We start from the raw sequence: 22,986 nt of genomic DNA, 5'->3' as shown, positions 1-22,986 counted from the left end.
CCCGGGCTTATCGCCGGGGTTACCAGCAACCACAGGCCCGCACCGCGGGCCTGTTTTTTAGCTCATGCGTTATACGTACAGGTAAATCGCCAGAAAATGGCACAGGCTGCCGCCCAGCACGAAAGCGTGCCAGATAGCGTGGTTGTAGGGAATACGCTTGCAGGCATAAAAGATTACCCCCAGCGTATAAATCGCCCCGCCCAGCGCCAGCAGCGCCACGCCCCATATCGACAGCTTCTGCGCCAGCTCATACACCACGATCAGCGACAACCAGCCCATCACCAGATAGGTAATTAACGACATCGCCTCGAAACGATGCACGAACGCCAGTTTAAATATCACCCCCAGTAAAGCGATCGCCCAGATCACCACCATTAGCCCCAGCGCCAGCGGCGTACCGAGCCCCACCAGCAGAAAAGGCGTATAGGTGCCGGCAATCAGAATATAAATCGCGCAGTGATCAAACCGTTTCAGCCAGGGTTTAGCCCGCGGCGAAGGAATCGCGTGGTAAAGCGTGGAGGCCAGAAACAACAGAATAATGCTGCCGCCGTACAGACTGTAGCTGGCGATGGCGACCGCATCGGCCCCGGTGCGGTGCGCCTGCGTCAGCAACAACACCAGCCCCACAATCCCCAGCACCAGGCCAATGCCGTGGCTGATGCTATTGGCGACCTCTTCCGCCAGCGTATATCCCTGTTCCATTAAATTTTTCGCCATTCGTTCCACCTCACCTGCATACTCAATGGCTTATCCGTCGTCAGCCAACCAATAAACTGTCAGCAGCTTAGCTGAGAATTATTTCAGTGTACACGTGTAAGCTAAATAAATATCCGGCCGCGGTGCGGCACGAATAGGTGATGGCAATGCTGCGCGCTTCCCCTACAATAGCCCGCGTATTTTACAATCTGAGGTTTTCTGATGTCTTTTGTCTCACCGGAGCTGGATTTCGGTTCCCTGACCCGCGTAGTCGGTTTTTTAATGGAAATCGATAAATTGAAAAGCGTGCAGCGCCGCTCCAAAATCATCGGCAGCGAACGTCACGAAGACTCGGCCGAGCACAGCTGGCATTTCGCCGTCGCCGCCATGAGCCTGGCGCCGTACGCCGGCGAAGTGGATATTCAGCGGGTGATCCAGATGGCGCTAATCCACGACATCGTGGAAATCGATGCCGGCGACGTGCTGGTTTACGATCTGAGCGCGCGCGCCGCGGTGCACGAGCAGGAAGTGGCCGCCGCCGCCCGTCTGTTCGGCCTGCTGCCGCAGCCGCAGAGCCAGCATTTTCACCAGCTGTGGCTGGAATATGAAGGCGGCGAAACGGCGGAAGCGCGCTTTGCGCTCATGCTTGACCGCATCATGCCCATACTGATGAATCTGCATAATCAGGGGCAGAGCTGGCTGGAGAACGGCATTCGCCTGGAGCAGGTGCTGGCGCGCGTCGCCTTTATCGCCGACATCAACCAGGAACTCTGGCGCCATCTGCAACGCCATCTGGCGGATGCGCAAACAAAAGGCTGGTTGAAGTAACCCCCGACGCAGGCCGGACGCAGGCGTCCGGCCTGCCATGCGCGCCTATAGCGGCTTATGCGCCGTCTCTCTGGCGGCCAGAACCGCCAGCAGCGTGACGAGCAACGCCAGCGACACATAAATCGAGATCGCCAGCGTACTGCTGTAGGACTTGAACAGCGAGGCGATGATCAGCGGCGCAAAGCCGCCGCCGACGATCCCGGCCAGCGTATAGGCCAGCGACGATCCGGCATAGCGCACCTTTGTCGGGAACTGCTCGGTGACGAAGGCCGCCTGCGGGCCGTACATCGCGGCGTGAATCAGCAGACCAACCACCACCGCGATACAGATCGACAGCGGCTGCGCGCGATCCAGCAGCACAAAGAAGACGAACGCCCAGACCATTGCCGCCAGCGCGCCGCCCATGTAGACCGGACGACGGCCGAAGCGATCGGAAAGCATGCCGAACAGCGGCACCGCGACGGCGTTGCCAAACGCCCCCAGCATCGTCGCCATCAGCGCCAGCGGACGCGGCAGATGCAGCACGGTTGTCACGTAAGTCAGGGTAAACACCACCACCAGCGCGTACAGCACGTCGGAACCGATGCGCGCGCCGCCGGCGATCAGCAGCGGTTTCAGATGCTGGCCGAACACTTCGCGAATCGGCGCCTGAGTAATGTCTTTGCTTTTTTCCAGCCGGAGGAACGCCGGCGTCTCGCCCACTCCGCGCCGCAGCCACAGGCCGAAGATCACCAACAGCAGGCTCAGCAGGAAGGGAATGCGCCAGCCCCACTGCTGGAAGCTGTCCGCCGACATCGACATCGTCACCAGGGTGATAAAACCGGTGCCGATCAGCGTGCCGCAGGAAGGCCCGACCTGAGCGAACGAGGCGTTACGCCCGCGCTGATGCGGTTTGCCGTGCTCCATCGACAGCAGCACCGCGCCGGCCCATTCGCCGCCCAGCGCGATGCCCTGGACAAAACGCAGCGAGACCAGCAGCAGCGGGCTCCAGATGCCCCACATCTCATAGCCGGGCAGCACGCCCATCAGCGCCGTCGTCACGCCCATGATCACCAGCGTGGCGACCAGCACGAAGCGTCGCCCCAGCACATCGCCTAAATGACCGAAGACGATGCCGCCAATCGGGCGCGAGATATAACCGACGGCATAGGTGGAAAACGCCAGAATGGTGCCCACCAGCGGATCGAATGAGGGAAAAAACACATGATTGAAAATCAGCGCCGCCATAATGTTGTAAACGGTAAAGTCATACCATTCCAGCGCGGTGCCGATCGAACTGGCCGCCGCCAGTTTACCGGTGTTGGGCGCGCCGGCGGCCTGTTCCTGCGGAGGCAGGCGGTCGATCGCCGCCTTAGTGGTGGATGTATTCATTCTTTTATCTCCTGTGCGATGCGTAGCCAGTTACGGGAATATGGTGATCATTAAAGGTATGGCCGTTCAGCCCCCCACGGCTCCGTCCGGCGTCATACGACGCGGTTGCCCTGGTGTGAAACACCGCGTCCGCCTGCGCGTCGCCTGGCGTTGCAATCAGCGACCTTCGATGGGGAAAACCGGCCATACGGACTCTCCGGGTTACTTGACATCAGGCGACGAGCGCGCCGTAAACGTTATGCGTCGGCAAGGCAGCGTTCGATCGCCAGCGCCCACCCCAGCAGCGCGTCGTCGCTGAGCGGCAACCCGGCCACCATCAGTCCGACCGGCGCGTCGCCCGGCCGCTGACACGGCAGGGAAAGCGCGCAGCCGTCCAGAAAGTTGATCACTGACGGATTGCGCAGCGCGGCGCCGTTGATGCGGAAATAGCGCTCCTCATCCGCCTCCAGTTCGGCAATGGTCGGCGCGATAACGGGCACGGTCGGCATCAGCAGCGCGTCGAAATCGCGCACCTCCGCCGTCACCCGCCGCTGCCAGTCGGCGCGCCGCGTTTCCAGCTGCAGCCGATCGTTCTCGTCCAGCGCCGCGCCGCGTCGAATGCGCGACAGAACCCGCGGGTCGTATTCGGCGGCGCGTTCGGCGATCAACGTCCGATGCCGGCGCCATGATTCCAGCGCGCTGAAACCGCCGCCGGCGTTAATCGCGGCCAGTTCGGCAAACGCCGTACAGGCGACGGGTTCGATACGCGCGCCCGCCCGCGCCAGCCGCTGCAGGCTCCGCTCGAACGCGGCGGACACGTCCGGATCCAGCCCCTCCAGCACCAGCGTTTGCGGCACGGCAAAACGCGCCCGCGACAGCGCTTTCTCCTCCGGCGCCAGCGCATGATGGGCGACCAGCGCATCCAACGCGATGCAGTCGGCGACGTCGCGCCCGATGGCGCCGATGGAATCCAGCGAGGTCGAAAGCGGCAGCAGCCCGGCGTCATCGATGCGTCGGGCGGTGGGTTTATAGCCGGTCAGTCCGCAGAACGCGGCGGGAATGCGTACCGATCCGCCGGTGTCGCTGCCGAGCGCGCCGAAGCACATTCCGTCGGAAACAGACACCGCCGCGCCGGAGGAGGAACCGCCCGGGATACGGCGCGCGGCGCGATCCCACGGATTGGCCGGCGTACCGTAATGCGGATTGATCCCCAGGCCTGAATAGGCGAATTCGGTCATGTTGGTTTTGCCGATCAGCACGACGCCGGCCTGCAGCAAGCGCGCCACCACGGCCGCATGGCGCGGCGCGGCGGGCGCGTCGGCCAGAACGCGGGAGCCGGCCGTCGTGGCTTCGCCCGCCACATCGAACAGATCCTTCACGGACAGAGGCACCCCGTCCAGCGCCGAACGCGGCTGACCCGCCGCGCGCCGTTGGTCGGCATCCCGCGCCTGACGCCGGGCCTCATCGCGATAGACCCGGGTAAAAACGCGCGCGCCCTCGCCCGCCCGATCGTCAATCCGCGCCAGCGCGCACTCGGTCAGCGCCACGGACGTCAGCTCGCCATTTGCCAACCCGGCGGCGACCTGCTGTAAGGTTAATGTCGTCATCAGGCCACCACCGGCAGCTCAATGCTGCAATAGCGGTGTTCGATCGCGCGTCCCAGACGCTCATCCACCAGCGCCATGCGAAATTCGGTCGCCGGGCGAATGCCGCCAATCGCGGCCATCGTGCCGCAGGTCATCGCCAGCCCGTCCGGCATCGGCGTGTCCAGCGAACAGGGCTCGCCCAGGTAACGCCCGAGCAGCGCCAGCGGCGGCTGCAGGCTGGCCAGCGTTCCCTCCTGATACAGGCGATACTCCCCATCTTCCTTGATCCACGAACGCAGGATGAGATCGTCCCAGTGATCGAGCACCTCCCGCAGCGGCCAGGCGTCGCGCGCAACCGGTTTGACGCACAGTTGCTTCGACAGCGCGACGCTGTGCGCTTCCAGCTGTCGGTCGGTATGATCCGACGCCAGCGACACGTACAGTTCGCCGCCGTGCGTGAAAAGCAGCGGTTCGGCTTCGCCGGAACTGGCGCCGCCGATAACTTCAACGCGAACGGACTGGCTGAGTTGGTTAACCGCCACGCGATAAAATAGCGGGATTGCACCAGGCGGAGGCACGCCCAGATCCGCCAGCTCCCGAATATGGTGCAGAACCGCCTCGCGATCGCGCCCGGTCCAGCCGGCGATCACCAGACGATCGATCGCGACGCTCAGCGGCGTCGTTGCTGCGTTGGCCGGTAAATTAAAGGTCAATGTCATGAAATCGCTCCCCCTGTCACTCAAATAACTGTGAAATTTCACAGAATCTTCAGGATGGAAATAAGCGATTTTCGTGCCATGTTTTTGTGTACTATAACCAATAGGATTCAGAATGCGGGAAAACGGCGGGCGAACGCCGCCGGAAAAAATAAAGAGCGTAAAAGATTTTCCAGTTGCAGGAGCTACACGTGAAAAGCGCTGATGCAGAGAGCCGGGAATTCCTGACGGTAGAGGAAACCGGCCTGTCACAGAATGAACTGGCCTACCGGCGTTTCAAACAGGCGCTGGTGACGTTAAGTTACAAGCCAGGAGAATATTTGAATACCGCTCAGGTGATGAGTGAACTCCGAATGGGCAGAACGCCGATTAATCAGGCTATCCATCGTCTGGCGAACGAAGGGCTATTGCAGGTGATCCCGCGCAAAGGCGTGATGGTATCCCCGCTGTCCATCAACGACGCCCTCGAGCTGATCGAAGTGCGGCTCGCCAATGAACTGTTGTGCATCCGTCTGGCCAGCCAGCGCGCCACGCCGCCGCAGGTTGACGAACTGAACGCGCTCAATCGGCGCATCGCGGCGGCCGGCCACGCGCGCGACCGGGTGCTAATGATGACGCTGGACCATGAATTTCATCAGTTGCTGGCGCAGATCGCCGGCAACAGCACGCTGACCGACATCCTCAGCGTACTGCATGCCCGATCGCAGCGTTTCTGGGCCAGTTCGCTGTCCCGGGAAGAGCATATGCTGGAGGTGATCACGGAGCACCAGGCGGTGATTGACGCGCTGGCGAGCCAGGACGCCGCCGCCGCGCAAAGCGCGATGGAGACGCACGTCCTGTCGTTTCGTCACGCATTGCTGCACGACTACTAACCTGGGTTTCGCGCGCAACAGGAGCGGGTCGGTAAAGCGCGGCGACCTCTCCGACAGCGCGCGTTATCCGCCCGCTACCCTCGCGACTGACGCTTTTTCCGGTGCAAAACCTGCTCGCCGGCGTCGGCGGGCAGACGCACGACATCCACCAGCGCCAGCAGAGCGACCAGCGCGATAATCCAGAACGCCAGCTGGAAATCCTGCGCGCCGGCGCTGCCGGCCAGGCTCCCGTGTAAGATTTCCGCACAGGAAAGCGCCAGCGCGCCAACCGCAATCCCCATTCCGGCGTTCATCTGCTGCAGCACCGAGAATAGCGTGTTGGCATCGCGCATTTGCGATGGCGGCACATCGGCGAAGCCGATGGTATTGAGTGCGGTAAACTGCATGGAACGGGTCATGCCGGTAAAAAACAGCAGGAGGCAGATCAGCCAGCGCGGCGTATCGGCGCTGAGCAGCGCGCAGGCGGCGAAACCAAGCGCCACCAGCAGGCCATTGCCGACCAGCACCGTGCGCAGACCCAGCGTATTCATCATCCATGTGGTGCCGGGTTTCATACAAAGATTGCCGGCGAACAGCCAGAGCAGCATCAGCCCCGCGTCCACTGCGCTGTAGCCGAACCCCAGTTGAAACATCAGCGGCAGCAGAAAAGGGGCGGAGCCAATCGCGGTGCGGAACAACGAACCGCCTACCGACGTAACCCGAAACGTCCGAATGGCTAACGGCGTCAGGTTGAACAGCGGCGCTTTTGCGCGCCGCAGATAGCGGGCCGAAAGCAGCAGCAAAAGCAGGCCGGCCAGCAGGGTGAACAGCGCCGTTAACCGGGAGATATCGGCCCGGCTGGCCAGCTCTAATCCGCCCATAAACAGGCCGAACCCCAGCCCGGTGAGGATAAAACCGGCGCCATCGAAGGGCAAACGCCGCGCGTCCTCGTCGCGGATCAGCCGCAGCGCGGCGACAAAAACCAGCGCGCCGAGCGGCAGATTAAGCAAAAAAATCCAGTGCCAGCTCCAGTGGGTGCTGATCCAGCCGCCCAGCGGCGGCCCGAGTACGGGCGCGACCAGACCGGGCCAGGTAAGAATGGCGATGGCGCGCACCAGATCGGCGCGCGGCGTATCGCGCAGCACCACCAGCCGGCCGACCGGCACCATCATGGCGCCGCCGATGCCCTGCAGAATACGCGCGGCGGTAAAGCTGAGCAGGTCGCCGGCCGCCGCGCACAGCGCGGATGCGCCGGTGAAGATGAGGATCGCCCAGCAGAAAATACGGCGGGCGCCGAAGCGGTCCGCCGCCCAACTGCTGACCGGGATAAACACGGCAAGAGCCACCAGATAGGCAGAAACGCCCACCGACATATGCGAAACCTGGGTGCCGAAATCGCGGGTCATCATCGGGAGCGCCGTGGTAATTACGGTGGCGTCCAGATTTTCCATGAAAAATACCGTCGCCACCAGAAGCGCGGTCGCGGTGCGCCGGTCGATGCGTAAAGCCATAAGCTGTGTTACTCGCAAAATCAGAAGACCGCCCCGCTGCGGGTCGGCCCGACTAGAGGAACTGGCGCGTCCTGTTTTTCTTCCGGGGCAAGCGCGCGTTAAACCAGCGCGCAATCGACGGTAGCATGAAAAGCCGCCGGATAAAGCCGGAGACGGCGGAAAAGCGTATCCCGCTCACAACGAAAATAAAAAACCGACGCAACGGGATATTACCCGATACGCCGGCTCGTATACCAGAGCTCTGCCCGACTTGCCGCTCGCCCGCTCGTTGGGCGGGCGAGCGGTTTCCTCCGTCAGCAGGCCGTATTGCCCCGGTAGCGCTAAGCCCCGCGCCCTGCCGGCCGCGCGCTATTCGACATAATCGCCGACCGGCACGCAGGCGCAGAACAGATTGCGATCGCCGTAGACGTCGTCCAGTCGTTTCACCGTCGGCCAGTACTTATCGCGCCGGCCGGCCGGAAAGACCGCCAGTTCGCGGCTATAAGGGTGCGGCCAGTCGTCGACGACGTCATCCTGAGTGTGCGGCGCATTGACCAGCGGATTATCCTGCAGCGGCCATTCGCCGTTCGCCACCCGCTCCGCCTCCTGGCGAATAGCCAACATCGCGTCGATAAAACGATCCAGCTCGGTCTGGCTTTCCGACTCCGTCGGCTCCACCATCAGCGTGCCCGCCACCGGGAAAGACATGGTCGGCGCATGAAAACCGTAGTCGATCAGCCGCTTGGCGATATCCATTTCGCTGATGCCGGTACGCTCCTTCAGCGGCCGAATATCAAGAATGCACTCATGCGCCACCCGTCCGTTGCGGCCGCGGTACAGTACCGGCCACGCGGACTGCAAACGGTCGGCGATGTAGTTGGCGTTCAGCAACGCGACCTGACTGGCCTTTTTCAACCCGTCGGCGCCCATCATACGGATATACATCCAGCTGATCGGCAGAATGGAGGCGCTGCCGAACGGTGCGGCGGACACCGCGCCCTGCTGCGTCAGCAACCCGTCGATGCGCACCACCTGATGCCCCGGCACGAACGGCGCCAGGTGCGCTTTCACGCCAATCGGCCCCATGCCCGGCCCGCCGCCGCCGTGCGGAATACAAAAGGTTTTATGCAGATTAAGGTGCGACACGTCGGCGCCGATATAGCCCGGCGAGGTAATGCCGACCTGCGCGTTCATATTGGCGCCGTCCAGGTATACCTGGCCGCCGTGCTGATGGATGATCTGGCACACCTCGCGGATCCCTTCTTCGTACACGCCGTGCGTCGAGGGATAGGTCACCATAATACAGGCCAGCCGCTCTGCCGCCTGCTGCGCTTTGGCGCGCAGATCGAGCAAATCGATATTGCCCTGGCGATCGCAGTCGACCACCAACACCTCCATGCCGGCCATATGCGCCGAGGCCGGATTGGTGCCGTGAGCCGAGGCGGGGATCAGACAGATTCGGCGCGCCGTTTCGTCCCGGCTGTCGTAATAGCGCCGAATGGCCAGCATGCCGGCGTATTCCCCCTGAGCGCCCGAGTTCGGCTGCATGCACACCGCGTCATAGCCGGTCAGCTGCACCAGCCAGTCGGACAGCTGTTCGATCATCTGACGATACCCTTGCGCCTGCTCCGGCGGACAGAACGGATGCAGTTCGCTAAATTCCGGCCAGCTGATCGGCAGCATTTCGGCGGCCGCATTCAGTTTCATCGTGCAGGACCCCAGCGGGATCATCGCCTGATCAAGAGCCAGATCTTTCGCCGCCAGGTGGTGCAGATAGCGCATCATTTCCGTTTCGCTGTGGTAGCGATTAAACACCGGATGAGTCAGGATCGGACTCTGACGCGACAATGCCGGCGGAATCGAGGGCGGCTGCGCGATCACCTGTTTATCCAGCGCCGCCGGATCCAAGCCGTGACCATCGCCGAGCAGCACGTCAAACAGCGTCAGCACGTCTTGCCGGCAGGTGGTTTCATCCAGCGTAATGCCCACCGCGCCCGGCAGATCGCCGCGCAGGTTGAGGCCGAAGCTCAGCGCCCGGTTCAGCACCGCCGCCTTATCCGCCACCTCGACCGTCAGCGTATCGAACCAGCCAGGGTGACGCAGCGTCATCCCGCCCTGACGCAGACCGGCGGCAAGGATATCGGTCAGCCGGTGGATACGTTCGGCGATGCGCCGCAGTCCGTCCGGTCCGTGAAACACCGCGTACATTCCGGCGATATTCGCCAGCAGCACCTGCGAGGTACAGATATTGGAGTTGGCCTTTTCACGCCGGATATGCTGTTCGCGCGTTTGCATCGCCATGCGCAGCGCCGTGTTGCCGGCCGCATCACGCGAAACGCCGATGATGCGGCCCGGCATCGCCCGTTTGAATTCGTCCCGACAGGCGAAAAACGCGGCGTGCGGCCCGCCGTATCCCATCGGAACGCCAAAGCGCTGCGCGGAACCGAACACTACGTCGGCGCCCTGATGGCCGGGCGCTTCCAGCAGCACCAGCGCCATCATATCGGCGGCGACGCAACTGATGATTTTTCGCTGCTTCAATTGCGCCAGCAGCGGGCGATAATCGTGCAGCTGACCGTCGCTGCCGACCTGCTGCAGCAGCACGCCGAAGACTCCGTCGTAATCGGCGAAGCGGTCGGCCGGCGCGACCACCAGCTCGAAACCGAACGCCCGCGCCCGCGTGCGCACCACGTCCAGCGTTTGCGGATGTACGTCCTCCGCCACCAGAAAAAGGTTAGCCTGCTTCAGCTTGCTGGCGCGCCGGGCCAGCGCCATGGCTTCCGCCGCCGCGGTCGCTTCATCCAGCAACGAGGCGGAAGCCAGCGCCAGCCCGGTTAAATCCTGACTCAGTTGCTGGAAATTCAGCAGCGCCTCCAGCCGCCCCTGCGACACTTCCGGCTGGTACGGCGTATAGGCGGTATACCAGCCGGGGTTTTCCAGCATATTGCGCTGGATAACGGCCGGCATCAGCACCGCGCAATAGCCCATGCCGATATAGTTTTTATAGCGTTGGTTGCGGCTGGCGATAGCTTTCAGCTCCGCCAGCGCCTGTGACTCGCTTACCCCGTCGCCGATGGCCGGCGGGCCGGGCAGTTGGATGTCGGCCGGTAAAATCTGCCGGGTCAGCGCCTCCAGCGAATCCGCCTGTATCTGCGCCAACATCGCCTGCTGCTGGAGAGGAGAAGGACCAATATGTCGTTCCGTGAACGCGCTGTCGTGCTCAAGCTGGCTGAGTGTCTGAGTCATTACGGCTATTTCCTGCATTTAAAGCGAAACTACGGGGAACCCGGATACGGCGCTCTGCCTGAGCACAGGCCGATGCGGGTCGCTTAACGTGATTGACGCGGGCGTCAGATCGCGGTCAGGCCGATCGAAACACGCACGATATCAGGCCGCCGACCAGGCTTGTTATCAGGGACAGCGCAGTGCGGGGTCGCAGCGGCATCAACCGTCGACAAATTTGCCGGGCGAAAATTTGAATAACGCGCGCGCAGGTTCGCAAAGCGGGACAGCTCCTCGCTGCGCCCGTGCCGGGCGCAGCGGTCGGCAACCTCGATATGGCATTAACACGGCAGAGACAAGCGCTCGCCGCCCGCGGCCCGTCTATTCTTCGGCGTCGTCATCTTCCAGCGAGGCCTGATAGCTTTCGGCGTCCAGCAAATCATTGAGTTCGGTTTCATCGGCCGCTCTGATGCGAAACAGCCATCCTTCCGCATAGGGCGCGCTGTTAACCAGTTCGGGCGCGTTCTCCAGTTCCTCGTTAATTTCCACCACCTCTCCGCCGATCGGCGCATAGATATCCGATGCGGCTTTCACCGACTCGGCCACCGCGCATTCATCGCCGGCGTTGAACAAGGCGCCCACTTCCGGCAGATCGATAAACACCATATCGCCGAGAAGCTCCTGCGCATGTTCGGTGATCCCAATGCTGTATATGCCGTCGCCTTCATCCTGCACCCATTCATGTGATGCCGTATATTTTAGTTCTGCCGGAACATTGCTCATCGCTGACCTCTCCATTCACCAAAGATTGTTACTCAAAGACGGGTTTACCCGCGCGGACAAATCCCGGCCGGGTCACCTTAACCGGGATCTCGCGGTTACGGATCTGCACCATGGCGCGATCGCCTATCCCCGCCGGTACGCGCGCCAGCGCGATGCTCACGCCCAGTACCGGCGAAAAGGATCCGCTGGTGATCACTCCCTGCTGCAGCTCGCCGGCGTCGTCGGTAAAACGCACCGGCTGACCGTTGCGCAGCACGCCCTTTCCCGTCATCACCAGCCCCACCAGCTGTTGCGTGCCCTTGTCGCGCTGCACCGTCAGCGCCTCCCGGCCGATAAAGTCGCGCTCTTCCGGCTGCCAGGCGATGGTCCAGCCCATATTGGCCGCCAGCGGCGACGTCATCTCATCCATATCCTGACCATAGAGATTCATGCCGGCCTCCAGGCGCAGCGTATCGCGCGCGCCGAGCCCACAGGGCTGTACGCCTTCGGCCCGCAGACGCCGCCATAGGTCCGCCGCCTGCTCCTGCGGCAGCGCGATCTCATAACCGGCCTCGCCGGTATAGCCGGTGGTCGCGATAAACCACTCGCCGGCCTGCACGCCAAAGAACGGCTTCATCCCCTCGACCAGTTGCCGCTGCGCTTCGCTCAACACCCGCCGCACCTTTGCCTGCGCCTGCGGCCCCTGCACCGCGATCAGCGCCAAATCGTCACGTTCACGCACCTCCACCAGAAACGGCTGCGCATGTTCCACGATCCAGGCCAGATCTTTTTCTCGCGTCGCGGAGTTCACTACCAGACGGAAATGATCCTCCGTCAGAAAGTAAACGATAAGATCGTCGATTACGCCACCGGAGGCGTTCAACATACCGGTGTAAAGCGCTTTACCCGGCTGGGTCAGACGGGCGACGTCGTTCGCCAGCAGATAGCGCAGAAATTCACGCGTGCGCACGCCGTGCAGATCGACAATCGTCATATGGGAAACGTCAAACATCCCGGCGTTCCGCCGCACCGCGTGATGCTCATCCAGTTGCGATCCATAGTGCAGCGGCATCATCCAGCCATGGAAATCCACCATTCTGGCGCCATCGGCCAGATGCTGCTGATACAGCGGGGTTTGCTTTGCCATTGTTCCGTTCCCTCTTTGTTATTCGCTAAGAACCTGAGATAAAACCAGAGACACAGAGGTTGCCCATAAACTGAACTTACCACCGAAATTAGCCGCTAACCACAACCTTAGTCATAAGATAAAATATATAGTTAAATTAATAGACCAATTAACGCCATAGTCATTAAATTCATTAAAAACACATATATCAGAATAAAATTCACAACAAATAAATATAGAAGACTTTTAATCCAGATTGGTTGATAAAAACCAGAAGTTACCCTCCTAATAAAAAACACAAATCATTAGTTAAAGTAATGCGAATAGCCGAGCGAAATTAGTTTTTTTCAATTATCAGACCGCGATGGACGCACGGCTGCGCCGGAATAAGCGGCCCGCTCTGATAAGGTTTAGCGCGAGAGGCAAAAGATGCAAGCGGCGGGCAGGCGCGCGCAGCAACCGCGCGCTCAGTCAGGGAAACGAGTCGGCCGGCGCTTCAGGCCGTCCTGCTATGTTCGGCGGCGTGCATCGCCAGCCAGGTTTTGAGGTTTTCGTCGCGGCTTCCCAGCTCGCGCAAGATTTCGGCCATGAAGCTGACCGGCGCGCTGCCGGGCGCGGTGATGACACGCCGATCGGCCACCGCCCAGGGAACATCCTGATAGTAAGCGGCGCCCCGATAATGCAGTTCCGCCAGGTTTTCCGCCGAATTAGAGGTGTGGCGGACGTTGTCGAGCACGCCCGCCTGCGCCAGCACCCGCGTACCGTCGCAAATACCCGCGACGATGATGTTCCTGTGATGAGCCGAACTCACCAGTCCGGTAATATCCGGCGCCTGGTCGGTACGCCAGACGGTGCCGCCGCATACCATCAGCAGGTCGAGATCATCAAGTTGAATATCCTCAATCGCCAGTTGTGGAGTAACCATCATGCCGCCGGAGGATAGGACCGGGCGACCGTCAGGGGCGGCGAAACGAGTCTCGAAACCATAATAGCCGCGGCCGGCCGAATTGATCAGGGCGGTTTCCCAATCGGAAAAATTTTCGCTAAGAATAGTAATGGCGCGTATCACTGGCGTGTCCTTTTCAATATGCGATCGCGCGGATCGCGTTGGCGTGTAAATTCGGATCGTAACAAAGGCCACTGACAAAAAATGTCAGTGGCCTTTATGCTGATCGGGAAACCGTCCGCCGGAGACGTCTGCTGCGGCCCGGCGGCCACGGCGAAGAAAGAATGCCCAGCGCTAACGCTGCGGCCTTCACGACTGAGATCGCGCTGTCGGCCATGCCTGGCGATCGTGTTTTACGCCACGCGGCGATGCGGAAGGTTTAGAGCGGTCTGCTATGGCTGCGTCTGATCGCACGCCATTTTCATCCGCTCACTGCGGTATTTTTTCCTCAATGCGCTGCCGCAGATAGGGAAAGAACGGATTGGACGACAGGCGCAGTAAGGTATCCAGATCGACCACCAGCACCGAGCGTTCTCCCCTGGCGGCTATCTGTCCGAGCGGGAAGCCGAACTCGCGCGGATTTTGCGCAAAACGACCGTAGAGCGAATCCGAATCCGGAAAAGGCAGCGCGACGTGCGACAGAGAGTAGACATCGGGCGGATAATCCATACCCAGCAGGCGCGACGTTTGCTGGCTTGACCCGGCCGGCACATCGTAAGCCAGCGCGCGGGCGCTGGATGGTGATTCGTTGGTGATTACCGTCGTCTCATAATTACGCGGCGGCGGCGGCAATAACTGACCGATGGCCGCCAGGGCGGCTGGCCGCAGCAGCGGGCCAAAGTTGACGGTGCGGTTAATGTCGAACAGAACAATTTGGCTGCCGTTCTTCGGCAACAGATTATAGAACGAGGCGATCACCGCCCGGGTACTGACCGTGTAATCCATCACCGACTGGAAGGTGAGCACCGGCGCCAGCGTCGCCAGACCATTCGCCTGCGCTTTGCGGCTGAGCTGCTGCTGCAGTTCATGGGTCAACAGCCACGACTGACGCGCGCCGTTAACCGGAAAAGAGTTATATTTGAACGGGTTGAACTCCGGCAGGATACTAAGCCAGGCCGATTTGGCAAACGCAGGGAAAACGGCCGGCAGCCCGGCCAGACCGGCAAAACGGGCGTAGCTGGTCACGCCGATCATCGGAGAAATCAGGACCAGTTGGTCCGGCCGCGCCAGCGAGGGATCGTCCTGCGCATCCAGCGCATATTTCAGCGCCAGCGCGCCGCCGTTGGAGAACCCCACCAAATGCAGCGGCTGCGCCGAATCGGTCAGATGGCGCCGGGCTTCGCGTACCGCCAGTCGGGTCGCCGCCATCCATGTCTGCCAGCGCACATCGGTCAGCGCGCCCGGCACCGTGCCGTGCGCCGGCAAACGAATGCCCACCGCCACGAAACCGCGCCGACGATAGCTCTCGGCGAGATGGCGCAGGCTATAAGGCGAATCGGTCAGGCCATGCAGCAGCACTACCGCGCCTTTCACCTTACCGTCCGGCAGCAACTCATATGAGCGGTTCCAGTCATGCTGGAATTTGCCTGGATACAGCGGGCTGTCGGCGAAATAACGGTTGGCCGGCTGGCGGTCTTCCTCATCCAGCAGCTGGGTGACATGGCGGTCCGTTTCGCGAAAGAGCTGCGCCTCCGCGGCGAGCCACGTCGGCCAGTCGGCCTTATCCAGACGCGCGTCCGACATTTCCTCCGGCACCCAGGTATGCCATGGAGAGAGCGCCGGGCCGCGTCCGCTGTCATAAACACGAATAACCAGCAGCGTCAGCGCCGCGACGGCGGTCAGCGCGATGACGCGTTTAATGGTGCGTTTGACGGTCCGGGTCAACATGGTTGTTACCTGTATTGCGGCGATCACAAGAGAAGAAGAAGGCGCGCTTCATCCGCGCGGCGCCAGACGCCGTCTATCCCCCCTCTCCCCGGTTAAGCGTACAGTCGCGGCAGCGCGCCACGTCAGGCAGACGATAACGCTGACAGCAACTGCGACGCTCCAGCTTATCATTACGCGGAATGACGGTGCGAAACAAGGGATTATCCGCGCCGTCCGGCAGCGTCGGCGTCAGAAACAGCGCCCGGCCGATGGCGGTCGGCGCGCCCGGCGGCAGCAACGCGGCGATATCGTCCAGCAGCCAGTGCATCAAATAGCCGTTGTTATTCCACGCCAGCTTTGCGTTCAGCACGCCAAAACCGTCGAGAGTATTGACCACCGGGATAAGATGCTGGCGCAGCAGCCTGACCAGACGCCATACGGCGTCATCTTCGGCCGTCTGCGCCTGCGTCTCGATAAAGAAGTGCGCCGGCCGGCCGGTTTGATGAAAAGCAACGTGAATACGTTCAGATGAATAATCCGCCATCAGCGGATACAGCAAGGCGGTCAGCATCAGCGGCGGCACCAGCAAACCAAAATACCACTGCGCCCACAGCGCCTGTAATGGTTTTTCCTCGCGCGCAGCCTGCGGCTGCAGACGGTAGATATCGTCGCCGTAGCGCCGGATCAAATCGGAAAAAAACGCAGGGGATGACCACTCGGCGAGCGTCATACTCCCTGCGGGAGGCGCAGAGCCAAAACGAACCGTCTCCAGGCAGTGCGGCCGATATCGGGCCAGCACATCATGCAACGCCTGCGCCAGCGACCCGACGTCGCTATGCGCATCTTGTTCGCCTGGCGTGATAATCGTATTAACTGTCGGCATTGAGAGGTTCCGGCAAGCGCCGCGCCCTGATAAGAATGACAATGATAATTATTGTCAATATTATCGATGTTTGGCGGCGGAGACAAACTCCGCGCCGGCGTTGCCGCCCCCCTCACTGCCGGAGACGGGCAGGATCAGAACAGCTGGCTGATATTCAGTTCTTCCATCAGGCGATAATTATCCGAATAATCAACAGGAATAGCGATAACGGCCGGCCCCTGCACGTCCATGGCCGCACGGAGTTTGCTTTCCAGTTCTTCGGCATTGGTTACCGCGAATCCCTTCGCGCCGAAGGCTTCGGCATACGCCTTAAAGTCGATCGGACCGAATTTCACCCCGGAGGAACGGTGATATTTTTTCTCTTCCTGAATTTCAACCATGTTATAGGCGTTATCCACCCAGATGATATGCAGCAGGTTGCACTTCAGGCGAATCGCCGTTTCCAGCTCCATGCTGGACTGCATAAAGCCGCCGTCGCCGGAAACCGAAACCACTTTCTGGTTAGGATGAACCAGCGCCGCGCCAATGGCCCACGGCAACGCCACGCCCATGGTCTGCTGACCGTTGGTCATCAGAATCTGCCGCGCGCGGAAGCTGTACAGATAACGCGCCAGCCAGATATGGAAACTGCCCATATCGACGCACAGCGTCACATCGCTGTTGACGATATCCTGCATGGCGCGCACCAGGCGCAACGGGTGAATCGCGAAACCACGCATATTCACCGCGCGCGTCGCCAGATCGTGGCGCTGTTTGGTGCGATCTTCCAGTACCTGCTGTGCCTTGTCGGACAGCGTCACCGGATGGCTGATACAGTCGGTCAGCTGGTTGATGGTTGTTTCGATATCGCCAATCAGTTCGCGAGCCGGGCGGTAGGCGCTATCAATCTCCGCCGGCACGATATCGATGTGCACCAGCGTGGCTTTACCGTTGTTCCACAAAGCGGGATCATATTCGACCGGGCTGTATCCCACGGTAATAATCAGGTCCGCCTGCTGTAACAGCTTATCGCCAGCCTGGTTGTTAAACAACCCGACTCGGCCGGCAAAGTGATCGAAATGCTGCTGATCGACCACGCCCGCCGCCTGATAGGTGCTGGTTACCGGTAACTGGCTGCGGCGCAGTAAACGGCGTATCGCCTCGGCACTCTTCGGCTGGCTGGCCATCAGGCCCAGCAGCAGAATCGGATTTTTAGCGCGTTCAATCATCTGACCGAGCGACACGATATCGGCATGCGGCGCGCCGTTGACCGACGGCAGGTACGGCGTCGCCAGAATCTGGCTGGTGACCGGATCATTGACGATATCCTGCGGCAAACTGATAAACGAAGCGCCCGGACGGCCGAATTCCGCGGCGCGGAACGCGTTCGCCATCACTTCCGAAATGGCGGAAGACGCGCCGATTTCCGCGCTGTATTTAGTCACAGGCTGAAACAGACTGACCGTATCCAGGCTCTGGTGAGTCAATTTCAGTCTGTCCGCGCGTTTAACCGCGCCGCCCAGCGCCACAACCGGGTCACCTTCATAGGTCGCCGTCGCCAGACCGGTGACCAGATTGGAACAACCCGGTCCCGAGGTCACCAGCGTTACGCCGGCCTTACCGGTAATACGCCCTATCGCCGCCGCCATAAAGGCGCCGTTCGCCTCATGGCGCACCGGAACGGTCTCGATCGACGAATCAACCAGCGCATCGAATACGCGGTCGACTTTCGCCCCCGGGATACCAAAAACATACTTCACGCCCTGCTGTTCCAGATGCTTTACAATCAGCTCCGCACCACTATTCCAGTTTTGTTTACCTGATTCATTTTCCATAATATATCCCCCTTACATTTAATGGCTGTCGGTGATCTCTGGCTATTAACTTTCAGCCGAACGGATGATGCTGCTGAGGTTGTCGGGAGACAGATTGGCGCTGAGAAAATCACTGTCCTGCGGCAAATCGATAATCAGTTTGGCGATAACGCCAAAGGTCACCTTGCCTTCTTCAAGCTGGTAATCCAGAACGTGTCCACCGCCGGTGCGATCGTCGGTGATAAAATGTTCGTGGTAACCAGCAACATTAATACCCTGGGTATAAGCCGGGCTGCGGAAGCCGATAATGGCGCCGTCGCGATGTTCAAAATGGAACGTGGGCTGCTCGGCTATCGCTTCCAGCATGGGTTTATACGGGCGTTCCTGACGAGGAACCGTGCGGGTTTCCACATAGCCGAACTTGCCGTCAATACGCAACGCGCAAAACAAGTTGTCGGTGCCGACGATTTCATCAATCTTCTTGTGAATACTGGCGCGATCGGTCTGGCGCTCAAACAAAATTTCCTCCGTGGGACGGAAGAACGTCATCACCGCAAACGGCGTCTTTTGCTCGGGATGAGCGGCCCGGGCGCTGCCGTCGCCGCGCAGCTGGAAAATTTTGCTGTTCATGGCGACCAGTTCGCCATCTAAATCATTAAAAGTCCCGATCCCGAAATCGCCGTGTTTCAGCAAGTCGGCCATGGTTGTTGGACCTTCATAAACGCCGCTGATCAACCCGCTCATCAGCGAGGTTTGATAAATGACACTTTCCGCATCCTGTTCCTGCTGATCTTTGACCAGTTTTATGATTTCATCGACGCATGAGTTCGTATGAAGATGTTCACACATACTGACTACCTCCGGGACATCTCAAACATAAAGTTTATTAATATGTAGCTATTAGATTGACGCCAGAAGCAGTGAAGTTCCAATATAGAAAGGTCGCGACTTTGAGATCAAAAAAATATGGAACTACGTTATCTGCGCTACTTCATTGCGGTAGCTTCGGCCCGGCACTTCACGCGAGCGGCGGAAAACCTGGGTATATCTCAGCCGCCGCTCAGCCAGCAAATTCAGAAGCTGGAGCGGGAGATCGGCACGCCGCTGTTCAGACGGCTCACGCGCGGCGTGGAAATGACGGCGGCTGGCGAGGTTTTGTATCAGGATGCCAGCCAGATCCTGCAACTTATCGACACGGCGGTCGACAGAGCGCGCAGCATCGCGCGCGGCGAGAGCGGCAATCTTAACGTCGGTTTCTCCTGCTCGGCGTCCTTTCATCCCGCGGTATTGAAACTGCTGCACGCCTACCGGCAGCGTTATCCTCATGTTACTTTACGGCCGCAGGAGGAGAATATGCCCGTGCTGATGTCCGGCCTGCACAACCAGAGTCTGGATGTGGCGTTCGTCCGGCTGCCGTGCAGCGCCAGCCGTGAGTTCAACAGTGAGATACTGGTCGAGGAATCGATGCAGCTGGTTATTCCCGCCGGCCACCCTTTACAACGGAAACAAAGCATTCATCTGAGCGAACTGCAGCAAGAGCCGCTGATCATTTTCCCGCGGGAAGTCAGCCCCGGTCTGTATGACATGATCATGCTTTCCTGCTATGAAGCCGGTTATGAACCGATCATGAGTCAGCAGGCACCGCAGATGACCTCGGCCATCGGTATGGTTTCAGCCGGCTTTGGCATTACCATCATCCCGCGCTCGCTGCATTTCATTCAGCCGGGCAACCTGACCTACCACGATATCGAAAACAATCAGCTGACGACGCAAATCGCGCTGATCTGGCGCAAGCATGAGCACTCGGCTGTGATCATGAACATGATCCATATGATGCGTAATATGCTGAAATCAGAAGAGTAATCCCTCCGCAACAACACCGCGCGGCGATAAGGTGGCAATTGCGCCAGTTTCTTATATGATATTGGTTATCATTATCATACGGACGAACAACGATGTTTGCTGCCATTATTGCCGCCTGTGGTCGGACGGAACGGGGCTGGCGGCTGAGAAAACGTCTTTCCAGCGCCTGGAGCGGGCTATTGCTGCCCTGCGCCGCTCTGCCGCTGCTGCTGCTGTTTGAGCCCAGTCTGACGCAACTGAAGGGGATTATCCTGCTGGCCATGCTGAGCACGCTGTTTATGCTGTGTCGCCGCCGATTACGTCCTTATTTACTGCTGCCGTCCTGCATCGCGCTGGTCTGCGGGCTGGCGGCGGTTGTCGCCACTCTCGGCGCCGGCTGAAAAACGCATATTCGGCGAGCAGAAACATTAACAATACTAATCAAAAAGAAAAATCGGCATTAAAACAGGGTATAAGTATAAGGAAGAGAACAAGAGGAAAAACGATGTGGTGCGAAGAGAGGGACTTGAACCCTCACGCCCGTTAAGGCACTAACACCTGAAGCTAGCGCGTCTACCAATTCCGCCACCTTCGCACAGGGTATGAATAATTTGTATCACCAGCGTGGTGCGAAGAGAGGGACTTGAACCCTCACGTCCGTTAAGACACTAACACCTGAAGCTAGCGCGTCTACCAATTCCGCCACCTTCGCAGTATGCCGTGCGATACAAATAATGTGGTTGTTGGTGCGAAGAGAGGGACTTGAACCCTCACGCCCGTTAAGGCACTAACACCTGAAGCTAGCGCGTCTACCAATTCCGCCACCTTCGCTTACCAGTAACATTAGCGATGTAATGTAACCACGGAGGCGAATTCTAGAGATTTTCCCGCTAAGGTCAATGATTATTTCCTTTCTGCGTGGGGGTTTGCTGTAAAAATCGTCAGTTAGCGTATCGGCGACTGGTCAAGGCAGGTCTGCAGCCAGTCAATCACCAGCCGAATACGCGGCGCCAGGAAGCGGCCCGGCGGATACATAATATAGAGGGGCATCGGCGGCGGCGGCGTTTGCGGCAGCATTTCCACCAGCTCTCCGCGCGCCAGTAATGAACGCAACGTGTAACAGGGCGCCTGGATCAGCCCCAGCCCGGCCCGGGCGGCGGCGATATAGGCGTCCGCCCCGTTGACTTCGACCCGCGCGGGCAGCATACGGAAAACCACCTGTTCTTGCTGCATAAACTCCAGCGGATACAGCCGCAGGCTGCGCAGAGAAAAATACCCCACCATCTGGTGCCCGTTCAGTTCCGCCAGCGACGCCGGCCGGCCAAAGGCGGCGCAATAGTCCGGCGCGGCGCAGGTCACCTGCGGCAGCGACGCCAGCGGCCTGGCGACCAGCGAATCGTCGTCCATTCGCCAGGCGCGCAACACGCAGTCCACCCCTTCACGCTGCATATTGATTGTCGAATCGTTGGCGCTCAGCACCAGCGTCATCTGCGGATAGCGCCGATAGAACGCCGGCAGAGCCGGGATCACCACCTCGCGCGCCAGCGAATGCGGCATATCGATGCGCACCCGGCCGCTCGGCTGCTGACGCTGGCGCGAGAACATGCTGTCCGTCTCATCCATTTCGGCCAGCAACTGCACGCAGCGCTGGTGGTACAGCCGTCCCTCGTCGGTGATGCGCACCTGACGCGTGGTGCGCTCGAACAGGCGCACGCCCAGACGCAGTTCGAGTCGCTTCAGCGTCTGGCTTACCGTGGCGCGCGGGATCGCCAGACTTTCAGCCGCACGGCTAAAACTTTCGCTCTCCGCCATGCGGACAAAAACCCGCATCGCCTGTATCTGATCCATAACGTCGGCCCATTGTTTATTTTTTACAAACAGTGTTGCACAAAATGCGTGATTTATCTTTATCCAATAAACAACCAGACTCTATGCTCTTCCATCCATTTTGGAGATCACTCAGATGAAACAACGTACGCTAGGGCCGCAGGGGCCCCGGGTTTCCGCCCTCGGGCTGGGCTGCATGGGAATGAGCGACTTCTATTCCACCGCAATGGATGAACAGGAAGCCGTCGCCACCCTGCATCGGGCGCTGGAGCTGGGCATTACCCTGCTGGACACCGCCGATATGTACGGCCCCTATACCAATGAACAACTGCTGGGCAGCGCGCTCCGCGGCAAACGCGATCGGGTCTTTCTGGCCACAAAATTCGGCATTGTGCGCGATCCGCACAACGCTCAGGAACGCGGCGTATGCGGCAAACCGGAATATGTGCGTCGCGCGGTGGAAGGCAGTCTGCAGCGGCTCGGGGTGGAAACCATCGATCTGTACTATCAGCACCGTCTCGATCCCACGGTGCCGATCGAGGATACCGTCGGCGCGATGGCCGAGCTGGTCAAGGAGGGAAAGGTCCGCTATCTGGGCCTGAGCGAAGTGTCCGCCGGCACGCTGGAACGAGCGCATCGCGTGCATCCGATAACCGCCCTGCAAAGCGAATACTCGCTGTGGACGCGGGACGTGGAAGCGCACATTCTGCCGGCCTGTAAACGGCTGGGCATCGCGTTCGTGCCCTACAGCCCGCTGGGGCGCGGCTTTTTAACCGGGGCCATCCGCCAGTTGCAGTCGCTGTCCGCCGATGATTTCCGCCGCAACAACCCGCGCTTCAGCGACGAGAACTTCGCCAAAAACCTGACGCTGCTCGACAGCATAGAGCGAATGGCGCAGAAAAAACACATCACGCCGTCCCAGCTTGCGCTGGCCTGGGTGCTGGCGCAGGGCGAGCATGTCGTGCCGATCCCCGGCACTAAGCGGCGTCGCTACCTGGAGGAAAATGTGGCGGCGCCAGACGTAAGCCTGTCGGCGGCCGAACTGGCTGAACTGGATGCGCTGTTTCCGCCGCAGGCCGCCGCCGGCGACCGCTACGGTCAGGAAGGCATGGCGATCATCAATAACGACTGACGATAGAGGCTCCGGGCGGCAAAGGGGCGCCTGCGGCGGCACGGCGCCGTTTGGGATGCCCCCGGAGCGG

Annotated in this window: 19 protein-coding genes and 3 tRNA genes; 5 read left to right on the top strand and 17 right to left on the bottom strand. The window is 60.2% G+C overall.

Features of this window, described 5'->3' with window-relative positions; all coding sequences use genetic code 11:
• Positions 1–69: 69 nt before the first annotated feature.
• Complete coding sequence (gene trhA / locus FJU30_RS03305; RefSeq protein ID WP_150433659.1) at positions 70–717, bottom strand: PAQR family membrane homeostasis protein TrhA; 648 nt, start codon at positions 715–717, stop codon at positions 70–72.
• Positions 718–918: 201 nt separating this feature from the next.
• Here trhA and FJU30_RS03300 point away from each other — a divergent pair, with 201 nt between their 5' ends.
• Positions 919–1,524, top strand: a complete 606-nt coding sequence (locus FJU30_RS03300) for an HD domain-containing protein (RefSeq protein WP_150433660.1) — start codon at positions 919–921, stop codon at positions 1,522–1,524.
• 45 nt (positions 1,525–1,569) lie between these two features.
• Here FJU30_RS03300 and FJU30_RS03295 read toward each other — a convergent pair whose 3' ends face one another.
• The 3 genes from FJU30_RS03295 to FJU30_RS03285 all read right to left on the bottom strand — a co-directional run bounded on the left by FJU30_RS03295 (position 1,570) and on the right by FJU30_RS03285 (position 5,179).
• A complete protein-coding gene (locus tag FJU30_RS03295) occupies positions 1,570–2,895 on the bottom strand; it encodes an MFS transporter (RefSeq protein ID WP_150433661.1) in 1,326 nt (441 codons plus the stop codon).
• Positions 2,896–3,131: 236 nt separating this feature from the next.
• Positions 3,132–4,481, bottom strand: a complete 1,350-nt coding sequence (locus FJU30_RS03290; RefSeq protein ID WP_150433662.1) for an amidase — start codon at positions 4,479–4,481, stop codon at positions 3,132–3,134.
• Positions 4,481–5,179 carry a DUF2848 domain-containing protein gene (locus FJU30_RS03285; RefSeq protein WP_150433663.1) on the bottom strand — a complete coding sequence of 233 codons (699 nt, stop codon included), beginning with the start codon at positions 5,177–5,179 and terminating at the stop codon, positions 4,481–4,483. Before FJU30_RS03285 ends, FJU30_RS03290 begins: the two co-directional genes overlap by 1 nt.
• A gap of 188 nt (positions 5,180–5,367) precedes the next feature.
• Here FJU30_RS03285 and FJU30_RS03280 point away from each other — a divergent pair, with 188 nt between their 5' ends.
• Positions 5,368–6,048 carry a GntR family transcriptional regulator gene (locus FJU30_RS03280; protein WP_150433664.1) on the top strand — a complete coding sequence of 227 codons (681 nt, stop codon included), beginning with the start codon at positions 5,368–5,370 and terminating at the stop codon, positions 6,046–6,048.
• Between the two features lie 74 nt (positions 6,049–6,122).
• Here the strand turns inward: FJU30_RS03280 and FJU30_RS03275 are convergent, their stop codons facing one another.
• The 9 genes from FJU30_RS03275 to budA form a co-directional block, all read right to left on the bottom strand.
• Complete coding sequence (locus FJU30_RS03275) at positions 6,123–7,538, bottom strand: MDR family MFS transporter (RefSeq protein WP_150433665.1); 1,416 nt, start codon at positions 7,536–7,538, stop codon at positions 6,123–6,125.
• A gap of 348 nt (positions 7,539–7,886) precedes the next feature.
• The gene (gene gcvP / locus FJU30_RS03270; protein ID WP_150433666.1) at positions 7,887–10,763 is read right to left on the bottom strand and encodes an aminomethyl-transferring glycine dehydrogenase; all 2,877 of its coding nucleotides are present in this window, start codon (positions 10,761–10,763) and stop codon (positions 7,887–7,889) included.
• A 357-nt stretch (positions 10,764–11,120) separates the two neighbouring features.
• Entirely contained in the window at positions 11,121–11,522 is a 402-nt protein-coding gene (gene gcvH, locus FJU30_RS03265) for a glycine cleavage system protein GcvH (RefSeq protein ID WP_150433667.1), read from the bottom strand.
• A gap of 28 nt (positions 11,523–11,550) precedes the next feature.
• Positions 11,551–12,648 carry a glycine cleavage system aminomethyltransferase GcvT gene (gene gcvT, locus FJU30_RS03260; protein WP_150433668.1) on the bottom strand — a complete coding sequence of 366 codons (1,098 nt, stop codon included), beginning with the start codon at positions 12,646–12,648 and terminating at the stop codon, positions 11,551–11,553.
• A 475-nt stretch (positions 12,649–13,123) separates the two neighbouring features.
• Positions 13,124–13,696 carry a DJ-1/PfpI family protein gene (locus FJU30_RS03255; protein WP_150433669.1) on the bottom strand — a complete coding sequence of 191 codons (573 nt, stop codon included), beginning with the start codon at positions 13,694–13,696 and terminating at the stop codon, positions 13,124–13,126.
• Between the two features lie 306 nt (positions 13,697–14,002).
• On the bottom strand, positions 14,003–15,460 hold the full coding sequence (locus FJU30_RS03250) for an alpha/beta hydrolase (protein ID WP_150433670.1): 1,458 nt from the start codon (positions 15,458–15,460) through the stop codon (positions 14,003–14,005).
• A 73-nt stretch (positions 15,461–15,533) separates the two neighbouring features.
• Complete coding sequence (gene fhuF, locus FJU30_RS03245; protein WP_150433671.1) at positions 15,534–16,322, bottom strand: siderophore-iron reductase FhuF; 789 nt, start codon at positions 16,320–16,322, stop codon at positions 15,534–15,536.
• 134 nt (positions 16,323–16,456) lie between these two features.
• A complete protein-coding gene (alsS, locus tag FJU30_RS03240) occupies positions 16,457–18,136 on the bottom strand; it encodes an acetolactate synthase AlsS (RefSeq protein WP_150433672.1) in 1,680 nt (559 codons plus the stop codon).
• Between the two features lie 45 nt (positions 18,137–18,181).
• The gene (gene budA, locus FJU30_RS03235; protein WP_150433673.1) at positions 18,182–18,964 is read right to left on the bottom strand and encodes an acetolactate decarboxylase; all 783 of its coding nucleotides are present in this window, start codon (positions 18,962–18,964) and stop codon (positions 18,182–18,184) included.
• 117 nt (positions 18,965–19,081) lie between these two features.
• Between budA and FJU30_RS03230 the strand changes: the two genes are divergently transcribed.
• Positions 19,082–19,978 carry a LysR family transcriptional regulator gene (locus tag FJU30_RS03230; protein ID WP_150433674.1) on the top strand — a complete coding sequence of 299 codons (897 nt, stop codon included), beginning with the start codon at positions 19,082–19,084 and terminating at the stop codon, positions 19,976–19,978.
• A 92-nt stretch (positions 19,979–20,070) separates the two neighbouring features.
• Positions 20,071–20,358: a DUF1435 family protein gene (locus FJU30_RS03225; protein WP_150433675.1), complete on the top strand. Its 288-nt coding sequence runs from the start codon at positions 20,071–20,073 to the stop codon at positions 20,356–20,358.
• Positions 20,359–20,465: 107 nt separating this feature from the next.
• Here the strand turns inward: FJU30_RS03225 and FJU30_RS03220 are convergent.
• From FJU30_RS03220 to FJU30_RS03205, 4 genes are all read right to left on the bottom strand, one after another.
• Positions 20,466–20,552: transfer RNA gene (locus FJU30_RS03220), tRNA-Leu, on the bottom strand.
• A 30-nt stretch (positions 20,553–20,582) separates the two neighbouring features.
• Positions 20,583–20,669 (bottom strand) — tRNA-Leu (locus FJU30_RS03215).
• A 32-nt stretch (positions 20,670–20,701) separates the two neighbouring features.
• A tRNA-Leu gene (locus tag FJU30_RS03210) sits at positions 20,702–20,788 on the bottom strand.
• 114 nt (positions 20,789–20,902) lie between these two features.
• The gene (locus tag FJU30_RS03205; RefSeq protein ID WP_150433676.1) at positions 20,903–21,805 is read right to left on the bottom strand and encodes a LysR substrate-binding domain-containing protein; all 903 of its coding nucleotides are present in this window, start codon (positions 21,803–21,805) and stop codon (positions 20,903–20,905) included.
• A gap of 115 nt (positions 21,806–21,920) precedes the next feature.
• Here FJU30_RS03205 and FJU30_RS03200 point away from each other — a divergent pair, with 115 nt between their 5' ends.
• The gene (locus FJU30_RS03200; protein ID WP_150433677.1) at positions 21,921–22,916 is read left to right on the top strand and encodes an aldo/keto reductase; all 996 of its coding nucleotides are present in this window, start codon (positions 21,921–21,923) and stop codon (positions 22,914–22,916) included.
• The last annotated feature ends 70 nt before the right edge of the window (positions 22,917–22,986 follow it).

The organism is Affinibrenneria salicis (genome assembly GCF_008710095.1).
The sequence above is the reverse complement of the archived record's forward strand: the minus strand, read 5'-3'. Positions and strand labels throughout refer to the sequence as shown.